The organism is Archangium sp. Cb G35, from assembly GCF_001896145.1.
Classification (GTDB): domain Bacteria; phylum Myxococcota; class Myxococcia; order Myxococcales; family Myxococcaceae; genus Archangium; species Archangium violaceum.
On sequence record NZ_MPOI01000002.1, the window covers coordinates 478,390 to 487,739 of the forward strand.

The 9,350-nt window shown below is 69.4% G+C and carries 13 protein-coding genes; 9 read left to right on the forward strand and 4 right to left on the reverse strand.

What is annotated here, in order from left to right; translation table 11 throughout:
- Window positions 1-112 precede the first annotated feature (112 nt).
- The 6 genes from BO221_RS08345 to ychF all read left to right on the forward strand — a co-directional run bounded on the left by BO221_RS08345 (window position 113) and on the right by ychF (window position 4,005).
- The gene (locus tag BO221_RS08345; protein ID WP_073559857.1) at window positions 113-376 is read left to right on the forward strand and encodes an AtpZ/AtpI family protein; all 264 of its coding nucleotides are present in this window, start codon (window positions 113-115) and stop codon (window positions 374-376) included.
- Window positions 377-423: 47 nt separating this feature from the next.
- Window positions 424-774, forward strand: a complete 351-nt coding sequence (locus tag BO221_RS08350) for a hypothetical protein (RefSeq protein WP_073560269.1) — start codon at window positions 424-426, stop codon at window positions 772-774.
- Window positions 774-1,820: a F0F1 ATP synthase subunit A gene (gene atpB / locus BO221_RS08355; RefSeq protein ID WP_073559858.1), complete on the forward strand. Its 1,047-nt coding sequence runs from the start codon at window positions 774-776 to the stop codon at window positions 1,818-1,820. The genes BO221_RS08350 and atpB overlap by 1 nt, the downstream gene beginning before the upstream one ends.
- A 144-nt stretch (window positions 1,821-1,964) precedes the next feature.
- Complete coding sequence (locus BO221_RS08360; RefSeq protein ID WP_073559859.1) at window positions 1,965-2,195, forward strand: ATP synthase F0 subunit C; 231 nt, start codon at window positions 1,965-1,967, stop codon at window positions 2,193-2,195.
- 124 nt (window positions 2,196-2,319) lie between these two features.
- Window positions 2,320-2,850: a F0F1 ATP synthase subunit B gene (atpF, locus tag BO221_RS08365; protein ID WP_073559860.1), complete on the forward strand. Its 531-nt coding sequence runs from the start codon at window positions 2,320-2,322 to the stop codon at window positions 2,848-2,850.
- A 45-nt stretch (window positions 2,851-2,895) separates the two neighbouring features.
- Complete coding sequence (gene ychF, locus BO221_RS08370) at window positions 2,896-4,005, forward strand: redox-regulated ATPase YchF (protein ID WP_073559861.1); 1,110 nt, start codon at window positions 2,896-2,898, stop codon at window positions 4,003-4,005.
- Between the two features lie 105 nt (window positions 4,006-4,110).
- On the opposite strand, the gene BO221_RS08375 is transcribed toward ychF, so the two are convergent.
- Complete coding sequence (locus tag BO221_RS08375; protein ID WP_073559862.1) at window positions 4,111-4,386, reverse strand: hypothetical protein; 276 nt, start codon at window positions 4,384-4,386, stop codon at window positions 4,111-4,113.
- Window positions 4,387-4,479: 93 nt separating this feature from the next.
- Window positions 4,480-5,769, reverse strand: a complete 1,290-nt coding sequence (locus BO221_RS08380) for a citrate synthase (RefSeq protein ID WP_073559863.1) — start codon at window positions 5,767-5,769, stop codon at window positions 4,480-4,482.
- 75 nt (window positions 5,770-5,844) lie between these two features.
- Between BO221_RS08380 and BO221_RS08385 the strand changes: the two genes are divergently transcribed.
- The 3 genes from BO221_RS08385 to BO221_RS08395 are packed head-to-tail and all read left to right on the forward strand — an operon-like array spanning window position 5,845 to window position 7,713.
- Window positions 5,845-6,624, forward strand: coding sequence for a class I SAM-dependent methyltransferase (locus tag BO221_RS08385; protein WP_073559864.1), 780 nt, complete (start codon window positions 5,845-5,847; stop codon window positions 6,622-6,624).
- A 52-nt stretch (window positions 6,625-6,676) separates the two neighbouring features.
- On the forward strand, window positions 6,677-7,177 hold the full coding sequence (locus tag BO221_RS08390; RefSeq protein ID WP_073559865.1) for a cupin domain-containing protein: 501 nt from the start codon (window positions 6,677-6,679) through the stop codon (window positions 7,175-7,177).
- Between the two features lie 35 nt (window positions 7,178-7,212).
- Window positions 7,213-7,713, forward strand: a complete 501-nt coding sequence (locus BO221_RS08395) for a hypothetical protein (protein WP_073559866.1) — start codon at window positions 7,213-7,215, stop codon at window positions 7,711-7,713.
- Window positions 7,714-7,719: 6 nt separating this feature from the next.
- Here the strand turns inward: BO221_RS08395 and BO221_RS08400 are convergent, their stop codons facing one another.
- Window positions 7,720-8,235, reverse strand: a complete 516-nt coding sequence (locus BO221_RS08400) for a hypothetical protein (RefSeq protein ID WP_073559867.1) — start codon at window positions 8,233-8,235, stop codon at window positions 7,720-7,722.
- 31 nt (window positions 8,236-8,266) lie between these two features.
- Complete coding sequence (locus tag BO221_RS08405) at window positions 8,267-9,277, reverse strand: aromatic ring-hydroxylating dioxygenase subunit alpha (protein ID WP_073559868.1); 1,011 nt, start codon at window positions 9,275-9,277, stop codon at window positions 8,267-8,269.
- Window positions 9,278-9,350 lie beyond the last annotated feature (73 nt).

Sequence of the window (9,350 nt, forward strand, 5' to 3'; positions counted from 1 at the left end):
CCGGGAGCGTGGCGGTTGCGCGCCGCGCACCTTCAATGCTAAGCGGCGCCCGCGTGTAGGAACGGCGGGGTGGTCGGAAGGCAAACCCGTGGTTTTCCCGGGGGTTGTGGCGATGGCGGAACAGGAGCCCCGGAAGGACACGGACGGAAGCGAGCTGGGCGAGACGGCCCGGCAGATGCGGGCGGCGGAGCCGTACATCTCGGCGGTGTGGAAGCTGGTGGGCGGGGCGGTGGTGGGCGTGCTGGGTGGGTATTTCCTGGACAAGAAGCTGGGAACAACGCCCTGGCTGCTGGTGGGGCTGAGTCTGGTGGGCATCTCCGTGGGCTTCTACGGATTCCTTCACGAGATGGCACGGTTGGGGAAGCGCAAGCGGTGAGCGAGCACGAGGCGGACAAGGTCTTCCGGAAGCACGCCGGACTGGCGATGGGAGTGGCGGTGACGGGGCTGGTGGTGGCGGCCTTCCTCCCGAAGGCGCCGGAGGCCAGGCAGTCGGCCTTCATCGGGGTGGCGTTGGCGGCGGCGACGGGGGTGGTGGCCCTGGTGCTCAAGCGGCGGGCGGTGCGCAAGGACTTGAAGGAAGCGCTGAAGGCGGTAGGGGTGATGTTCGGACTTCGGGCCGTGGGCGTGGTGGCGGGGCTGTTGTGGACGGTGGAGTCGGGGCTGAATCCGGTGGCGTTCGTGGCGGGGTTCTTCGGGACCTACTTCGCGCTGCAGTGGATTGAAGTGAGCTACGTGATGGCCGCGTCCAAGGACGCGGCGGGCGGAGACGAGTGATGCGCAAGGCAATGATTCTTCTCGTCGGGCTGATGGCGGCGGGTGCGGCGTACGCCGCCGGCGCCGATTCGCACCAGGAGAAGGAAAGCGAGGATGTGGCGGGTTACATCCTCCACCACGTCTCCGACTCGCGGGAGCTGGAGATCGAGGTTCCCCTCAGCCACAACCACATCCCCATCCATCTGCCGGAGATCCTCATCCCCCTGAAGGCCGGGGCGTGTGAGAAGCAGATGACGGACCACGGCGAGGCCGTCCCCAGCCTGGGCGCGGGCTGCCTGGATCTCTCCATCACCAAGCACACGGTGATGATGTGGCTGGCGGCGGTGCTGCTCATCGGCTCGCTGCTCATCTGGAGCAACCGCGACAAGACGAAGCTGGTGCCCCGGGGCACGGGCGCCAACCTCTTCGAGATGCTCGTGCTCTTCGTGCGCGACGAGCTGGCCATCAAGAACATCGGCAAGGAGGAGGGCCCGCGCTACACGCCCTACCTGCTGACGGCCTTCTTCTTCATCCTCTTCATGAACCTGCTGGGCCTGTTCCCCTGGATGGCCACGGCCACCGGCAACCTGGCCGTCACGCTCGCCCTGGCGGTGTGCACCTTCGTGCTGACGCAGGTGGCGGGCATCCGCTCCGCGGGCCTGGGCGGCTACCTGGCCCACCTGACTGGCGGCGTCCACTGGGGGCTGTGGATCATCATGGTTCCGGTGGAGATCCTCGGCCTGTTCACCAAGCCCTTCGCCCTCACGGTCCGTCTCTTCGCCAACATGCTGGCGGGCCACATCGTCATCTTCTTCCTGCTGGGCCTCATCTTCATGCTCGGCCACCCGGCGGTGGCGCTGGTGAGCGTGCCCTTCGCCATGGGCATCTACCTGCTGGAGCTCTTCGTGGCCTTCGTGCAGGCCTACGTCTTCACCATGCTCTCGGCGCTCTTCATCGGCATGAGCGTGGCCATGGGCCACCACGGCCACGAGCACGCCGAGGAGCACGGCCATGGCGAGGGCGCGCACAGCCACGACCACGGCAAGGCCCACGTGCTGGGCTCCTGAGGTCCTTCCCAAGTTAGCGGGGCCCTGGAGTCCGGGGCCCCGGTGAGTACCCGGCGATTCGAAAGGTCGCCGGAGGTCGTCCCAAAGGGCAGTCACGACCCCCCCACAAGCGGGTCCCCCTCCGAAGAAAGAAGAAGCACTCCCATGACCAACGTCGCTCTCGCCTTCCTCGCCGCCGGCCTCGGTGCCGGCCTCTCCATCATCGGCGCCGCCCTGGGCATCGGCCGTCTGGCCGCCGCCGCCATGGACGCCACGGGCCGCCAGCCGGCCGCCGGCGGTGACATCCGCACCACCATGATCATCGCCGCCGCCCTCATCGAAGGCGCCACGCTGTTCGCGCTGGTCGTGTGCGTTCTGCTCGCCGTCAAGACCTGATCCAGGTTCTGGCAGTCGAGTAGGACCCGGGGTCCGGCGCCCGCTACAGACGGGGGGCGCCGGCCCTTGCATCATGTAGAGAATTCCCGCAGTCCCCCCTGCCGCCGTACCGCCGAAGGCCGCCATGCTCCTGCCCAACGTTCTCGCCGCCAGCAGCTTCGTGGAGGTCCGCCCGGGCCTCATCTTCTGGACCCTCGTCACCTTCATCACCGTCGCCGTCGTCCTGCGGGCGAAGGCGTGGGGCCCCATCCTGTCGCTGGTCGAGGAGCGCGAGAAGCAGATCGCCAGCTCCATCGAGGCCGCCAAGCGTGAGCGCGCCGAGGCCGAGAAGCTGCTCGCCGAGCAGAAGACGGCCATCGCCGAGGCCCGCCGCGACGCGCAGGAGATGCTCCGCCGCAACCAGCAGGAGGTGGAGAAGTTCCGCGAGGAGCTGATGGCCAAGAGCCGCAAGGAGGCCGAGGAGTTCAAGGCGTCCGCGCAGCGTGAGATTGAAGAGCAGAAGTCCAAGGCCATCGCCGAGGTGAAGGCCATGGCGGTGGACCTGTCCATGGAAGTGGCCAGCAAGCTGCTCAACGAGCGCCTGGACGACACCAAGCACCGCGCCCTGGCCGAGCAGTTCGTGCAGGGCCTGCCGGTCAAGCAGGGCCGGGCGTAACCCACCGGATTTCCGGGTCCGCGCACCGCTGTTCAGGAATCCAATATGGCGCTTTCCATCGGCATCGTCGGTCTGCCCAACGTAGGCAAGTCCACCCTGTTCAACGCACTCTCGGCAGCGGGGGCCCAGGCGGCCAACTACCCGTTCTGCACCATCGAGCCCAACGTGGGCGTGGTGCCGGTGCCGGACGAGCGGCTGGACAAGCTGGCCGCGCTGGTGAAGCCCCTGAAGAAGATTCCCACCTCGCTCGAGTTCGTGGACATCGCAGGCCTGGTGCGCGGCGCCTCGAAGGGCGAGGGACTGGGCAACCAGTTCCTCGGCAACATCCGCCAGGTGGACGCGGTGCTGCACGTGCTGCGCTGCTTCGTGGACGACAACGTCACCCACGTGGAGGGTGGCGTGGAGCCGGTGCGGGACCGGGACGTGGTGGACACCGAGCTCTGCCTCAAGGACATGGAGACGGTGGAGAAGCGCCGCGAGCGCTCGCAGAAGAACGCCAAGATGGGCGGCAAGGCGGGCGACGAGGCGAAGGCGGAGCTGGCGCTGCTGGACAAGGTGAAGGCGGGGTTGGACTCGGCCATCACCGTTCGCGCGCAGAAGCTGACGTCCGAGGAGCGGGCGCTGCTGCGCGACCTTTTCCTGCTGACGGACAAGCCGGTGCTGTACGTGGCGAACATCAGCGAGAAGCAGATTGGGAAGGAAGACTCGGACCCGATGGTGCAGCGGGTGCGGGAGATGGCGGCGAAGGAGGGCGCGGGGGTGGTGGTGCTGGCCGCGGCGATGGAGTCGGAGATCCAGCAGCTGCCCGAGGAGGAGCGTCCGGGCTTCCTGGAGAGTGCGGGGCTGACGGAGCCGGGCCTGCACAAGGTGGTGCGCGAGGGCTACAAGCTGCTGGGCCTGCAGACGTACTTCACGGTGGGCGAGCAGGAGTGCCGGGCGTGGACGATCCACAAGGGTGACAAGGCGCCGCAGGCGGCGGGCGTCATCCACTCGGACTTCGAGCGCGGCTTCATCAAGGCCGAGGTGATGAGGTGGGAAGACCTGCTCAAGCTCGGCAGCGAGGCGGCGGTGAAGGAGAAGGGCCTGCTGCGCGTGGAAGGCAAGGAGTACGTGGTGCAGGACGGTGACTGCATGCACTTCCGCTTCAACGTGTAACCACCCCTCTCCCTCTGGGAGAGGGACGGGGTGAGGGTCGTCGAGAGGGTGCCAGTGGACCGAAGGAGGTCCCGGCACCCTCTGTGCTTTGCGGGGGACGGAGCGTTAAGCCGGCCCGCGGAGCGCGGTGTAGAGCCACAGGGCGACGGCGAGTGCGGCGACGGCGGTGGAGAAGATGGCGGCGCGGCGGGAGCGGCCCTCGTCGGGGAACTTCCGGGCGCGCACCCACATGCCGCCCACGCGGATGGCGACGAAGCAGGCGAGCAGGGTGGCGCCGATCCACTTCCAGCCCGGAGGACGGGAGACGGCCACGGCCCAGGCGCCGATGAAGGCGACGTTGCCGAGCAGGAGCAGCAGTTGGAGGCGGGCGAAGGGGCTCATGGGTGCTCGGGTACGGCGTGGAGGGAGCGGAGTCCAGCGCATTGTCATGCGGCGTGCGCCAGGAGACGGCGGATGGGTCGTGATGAGCTCGGGTCAGGGCGCGGTGACAGGCGCTCCCACGTAGCGGGCCCTCGGGCGCAGCACGTGTCCCTGCTCGCGTTGCTCCAGCACGTGCGCCACCCAGCCCGCCGCTCGCCCCACAGCGAACAGCGCCGCCGCCGCTCCCGCTGGCAGCTCCAGCGCCGAGGCCAGCGCCACCAGGCCGAAGTCCACTGTCGGCGCCGGGTGGCCCGCCTCCCGCATCGTCTCCTCCACCGTGCGCAGCACCCGGACTCCCACCGTCTCCGGACGGAAGGCATACGCCGCTTCCAACAGTGGCGGTGTGCGGGGGTCTCCCTCCGGGTACAACTGGTGTCCGAATCCCGGTACCGACTCGCCCCGCCGCAGCCGCTCGTGCACCACCGTGCGAGCCCGCTCCGGCCTTCCCACCTCCTGCAGCAGCGCCTCGATGCGGTCGCATGCGCCTCCGTGCTTCGGCCCCGAGAGCGCCGCCAGCGCCGCGCTCATGCAGGCGTACAGGTCCGCTCCCGAAGACGCCGTCACCCGTGCCGCGAAGGTGGACACGTTCAGCTCGTGGTCCGCGCACAGCACCAGCGCCCGGTTCAGCATCTCCGGCGCCCGCTTCGCCGTCGCTCCCCACGCCACCGCCAGCGAGGCAGCCACCGTCTCCTCCTTCAGCGCCCGGGCCACCCGCGTCGGCGCGTGCGCCGCACACACCCAGGCCGCCAGATGCCGCAACAGCCGGCGTCCCCGCAGCCGCTCCTGCTCCGCCGGGGCCGCGAAGCGCACATCGTCCCAGGCCCCCAGCAGCGGCACCACCGCCAGCAGCACCGCCAACGGAGGCGAGCGCTTCGGCACCAGCTCCGCCACCGCCGAGGGCTGCACGGGCAGCTCCGGCGAGGGCCACCGCGCCGGCTGGGCCGGCAGGGTGCCCGTCCAGAGCAGCTCCGCCACGTCCTCGAAGCTCCGCCCCTCCACCGCGAGCCGCACCGCCGGGTACCCCCGGTACGCCAGTCCCTCCGTTCCCACCCGTGACACCGCCGAGTCGATGACGGGCTCGCCCCAGCGCAGCGCTCCCGCCGCCACCGCCGCGTGTCCCGCCCGTGCATCGTGCCGTGCCTTCAGCCGCTCGAGATCCGCCCGGACGTACCGGTTCTCCTTCGTCCCCGGCTCCGGCACGCACCGCACCAGGCCCCGGCTCACGTACGTGTAGAGCGTCGCCCGCTTCACCCCCAGCAGCTCCGCCGCCTCCGCCGCCGGCACCAGCTCTTCATCTCGACTGTCGAATCGAGATTGAGCCCCGGGCCCTCGCGCTTTAACCATTCGTCATTCCTCCCGGCGTGCATTGTCGACTCGACTCGATGGCGCGTCGAGTCGAGATGGAAGGAGCGGGTCACCATGCAGGTCGACTTCGGACGGACGGCGAATGACTACGTGAAGCACCGGGCGGGATTCCCGGAGCGTTTCTTCCAGCGGCTCGTCCGCGAGGAGGTCCTCCGTCCCGGGCTGCGCGCCGTGGACCTGGGCACCGGTACCGGCACCGTGGCCCGGGGGCTCGCCCGCAACGGCTGCCAGGTCACCGCCCTGGACATCTCCGCCTCCATGCTCGAGGGGGCCCGCCAGCTCGCCGCCCATGAGCGGCTCTCCATCGACTGGCGCCTCGCCCCCGCGGAGAACACCGGCCTGCCCGATGCCTCGGCGGACCTCGTCATCGCCGGTCAATGCTGGCACTGGTTCGACCGCGCCGCCGCCGCCCGCGAGGCCGCCCGGCTGCTCGTCCCCGGTGGCCGGCTCGTCATCGCCCACTTCGACTGGGTCCCCCTGCCCGGCAACATCATCGAGGCCACCGAGAACCTCATCCACGCGTTCAACCCCGGTCCCATCCAGCCCTACGTCCAGTTCGGCCACGGCACCGGCCTCTATCCCGCCTGGTTCAAGGACGCCGCTGGCGCGGGCTTCATCGGCCTCGAGAGCTTCTCCTTCGACGTCGCCGTTCCCTATACCCATGAGGCCTGGCGCGGGCGTGTGCGGGCCAGCGCCAAGATTGGTGCGTCGCTCGCTCCGGAGCAGGTCGCCCTCTTCGATGCCGCGCTCGCCTCGCTCCTCGCCGAGCGTTTTCCCGCGGAGCCCCTCGCCGTTCCCCACCGCGTCTTCGCTCTGATCTCCACCCGTCCGTAGACCCTCACCCCAACCCTCTCCCCGAGGGAGAGGGGGTTTCTCGGAGTTCGTCATGGCTCATCCCCACGTCGTCAACGCGCAGGACCTCCCCTGGTCCGAGAGCACCCGCGGTCTCCGCATCGCCATGCGCCGCAAGCAGCTCGGCGCCGCCGCCCAGGGACAGAAGCTCGGTTGCAGCCTCTTCGAGCTCCCTCCCGGCAAGCAGTCCTGGCCTCGCCACTACCACCTCGCCAACGAGGAGGCCCTCTTCATCCTCGAGGGCTCCGGCACGCTGCGGCTCGGCGAAGAGACCGTGCCCCTGAAGGCCGGTGACTACGTCGCGCTCCCCGCCGGGCCCTCCTGCGCGCACCAGCTCATCAACGAGAGCGGCTCGCCCCTGCGTTACCTCGCCTTCTCCACCATGCTCGAGCCCGACGTCATCGTGTACCCGGACTCGAAGAAGGTGGGCGTGCTCGCCGGGGCCGCTCCCGGGGGCCACAAGGCCGCGCGCACCCTGGAGGCCTACCTGCCCCTGAATTCCCAGGTCAGCTACTGGACCGGCGAGGAAGGTTGAGCCTGGGGGAGACGCCGTGGCACCCTCGCGGTCCCATGGCCTCCCTCCTCGACTCGCTCGAACGCTCGCGCCTCCTCAAGGACCGGGATGCGGCGCGGGAGGTCCTCAACCCCGCCGAGCCTCCCCATGTCTCCCTGCTGCGCCTGTGCGACGCCGGGCTGCTCGAGGGCGGCCTCACCGTGGCGTTCGGCGTGCGGCCCGATGAGCTCGTGGGTCCTCTCACCATGGCCATGGGCGGCGCCGCGAAGCGCTTCAAGGTCGTCGATGTCCGCGAGCGCCCGCGCCTCGAGCTCCACGTCCTCGCCGGAGAGACGTCCGAGCGCTGGGAGGTGGAGGACCTCTGGGCGCTCGTGCACAACCTCAACAGCCTCTACCGTGACGCTTCCGATGTGCGCGCCATCGCCCTGCTCGGCGAGTGGAACGACGCGCTCCAGCTCCTGTGCGTGGACAAGCGCGCCCTCCCGAGGCTCCTGCGCGAGCGCTTCTTCGCGCCCCAGAACAGGGACGCCTTGGAGCGCGAGCCCGAGCGCTCCTGAGGCCCGTCAGCGTCCCCGCCGCTTGAACTGCGCCAGGCTGAGCTGCTGGTTCAGCCGGGCGATCTCCTTGCGCGCGGCCTCGAGCTCCTCCGTGGGCTTCGTGCCACCGAAGAGCTCACGGAGCCGCTCCACCAACGAGCGTTTGCCGGAGGACGAGCGGGAGCCGCGCTTCGCCTTGGCCTTCGTCAGCGCCTGACTCGAGACCTCCAGCTGCTTCTTCAGCTGCTTCACCTCGTCACGTGCCAGGGAGGCTTCCCGCCGGGACTCGCTCAGTTCGGCCGTGCGCGTGGCGAGCTGCTGGTCCACCTCCGCGCGCGCGGAGCGGAGGGCGGTGTTCTCCTTCTCCAACGACTGCACCTGTGTCCGCAGGGCCTGGAGCTCCGCCGCTTCCTGCTTCTCGTCGCGCGGTGGCGCCACGGGGGCTGCCTTCTCGCGTGCGGCCAGCTCGGCCTTGAGGCGTTTCACCTCCGTCTGCGTCGTCTCGAGCAGATCCCTCAGCTCGCGCTCTTCAGACCTGGCCACGCTTCCTCCCCGGTGGCCGGGAGCATAGCACTCAGCTCGCGAGTGTCGGGGCCTCGGTGAGGGGAGTGGCCTCGCTCGGACCCCGCTTCTTGCGCTCCAGGTACCAGCGGCGGAACGCCAGCGTGGCCCGGTCCGTCGCCACGCTGCGCTCCTCGGAGGCCGGCGGCGATTCGACCGGGTAGCTCGACTCCACCACCGCCTGGTCCTCCCGCAGGATGCGCTTGTTGAAGCGGTCCAGCAGGGCCGCGAGCGGCTGGAACTTCAGGAAGTCGCGCGTGCTCACCAGCATCATCCGCGTGTGGTTCTCATCCACCGGCACGCACCACATGAACAGGTTCATGAGCCGCTGGGGGATGGGAACCCTCAGCGACATGCCGTTGGGCCGCAGCCAGTCCAGGTATGCGTCCGAGGCCACTCCATCCAGGGTCCACGAGGAGCGGAATCCCGTGGGCGTGGGGTGCACCTCCATCTCCATCTTCGAGTCCGGCTTCATCCTCCGCGCCAGCGCTCCTCCGATGGTGCGCCGGTGCACGAAGGGCAGGTGCGGCGAGTCCAGCATGTTCTCCATCGCCCGCGTCCAGTGCGCGTTCCACGTCTCGGCGTAGTGCCACACGTGCACGCCCGGCTGCTCCATCACGGAGGGCACGGACAGCTCCTCCGGTGCCTCCGCTCCCGGGCGCGTGTAGACCCAGATGAGGCCTCCGCGCTCCTGCACCGGGAAGGTCGTGGCGGCGAAGCGCCGGCGCTTCTCCTCGGGCATGGGGTTGAGCGGAATGTGCGTGCACGCCCCGCTCGAGGCGAAGCGCCATCCGTGGAAGGGGCACTCCAGGCACCCGTCCTTGCCCACCTTCCCCAGCGACAGCTTCACCCCGCGGTGCGGACATTGATCATGCAGCGCCGACACCCGGCCCTGGGCGTCCCGGAAGAGCACGAGGCGCTCACCCGCCAGCGTCAACGCGTAGGGCGCCTTGCCCACCTCCTTCGCCATCGCCACCGGCGTCCAGACGTCCGTGAAACCCTCGTCGGCGAAACCGTCCAACATGAAGTCCTCCCACGGGTACCGCTCTCGGGATAGAATATTCAGGTTGGTTTATTTAATTTCAAGTCGAAGTGCG

What these genes read in the sequence shown, in the direction of transcription:
- BO221_RS08360 (WP_073559859.1), top strand. Translation starts at nt 1,965, where the DNA reads ATGACCAACGTCGCTCTCGCCTTCCTCGCCGCCGGCCTCGGTGCCGGC.
- BO221_RS08385 (WP_073559864.1), top strand. Translation starts at nt 5,845, where the DNA reads ATGCAGGTCGACTTCGGACGGACGGCGAATGACTACGTGAAGCACCGG.
- ychF (WP_073559861.1), top strand. Translation starts at nt 2,896, where the DNA reads ATGGCGCTTTCCATCGGCATCGTCGGTCTGCCCAACGTAGGCAAGTCC.
- BO221_RS08395 (WP_073559866.1), top strand. Translation starts at nt 7,213, where the DNA reads ATGGCCTCCCTCCTCGACTCGCTCGAACGCTCGCGCCTCCTCAAGGAC.
- BO221_RS08350 (WP_073560269.1), top strand. Translation starts at nt 424, where the DNA reads ATGGGAGTGGCGGTGACGGGGCTGGTGGTGGCGGCCTTCCTCCCGAAG.
- BO221_RS08405 (WP_073559868.1), bottom strand. Translation starts at nt 9,277, where the DNA reads ATGTTGGACGGTTTCGCCGACGAGGGTTTCACGGACGTCTGGACGCCG.
- atpF (WP_073559860.1), top strand. Translation starts at nt 2,320, where the DNA reads ATGCTCCTGCCCAACGTTCTCGCCGCCAGCAGCTTCGTGGAGGTCCGC.
- BO221_RS08380 (WP_073559863.1), bottom strand. Translation starts at nt 5,769, where the DNA reads ATGGTTAAAGCGCGAGGGCCCGGGGCTCAATCTCGATTCGACAGTCGA.
- BO221_RS08375 (WP_073559862.1), bottom strand. Translation starts at nt 4,386, where the DNA reads ATGAGCCCCTTCGCCCGCCTCCAACTGCTGCTCCTGCTCGGCAACGTC.
- BO221_RS08390 (WP_073559865.1), top strand. Translation starts at nt 6,677, where the DNA reads ATGGCTCATCCCCACGTCGTCAACGCGCAGGACCTCCCCTGGTCCGAG.
- BO221_RS08345 (WP_073559857.1), top strand. Translation starts at nt 113, where the DNA reads ATGGCGGAACAGGAGCCCCGGAAGGACACGGACGGAAGCGAGCTGGGC.
- atpB (WP_073559858.1), top strand. Translation starts at nt 774, where the DNA reads ATGCGCAAGGCAATGATTCTTCTCGTCGGGCTGATGGCGGCGGGTGCG.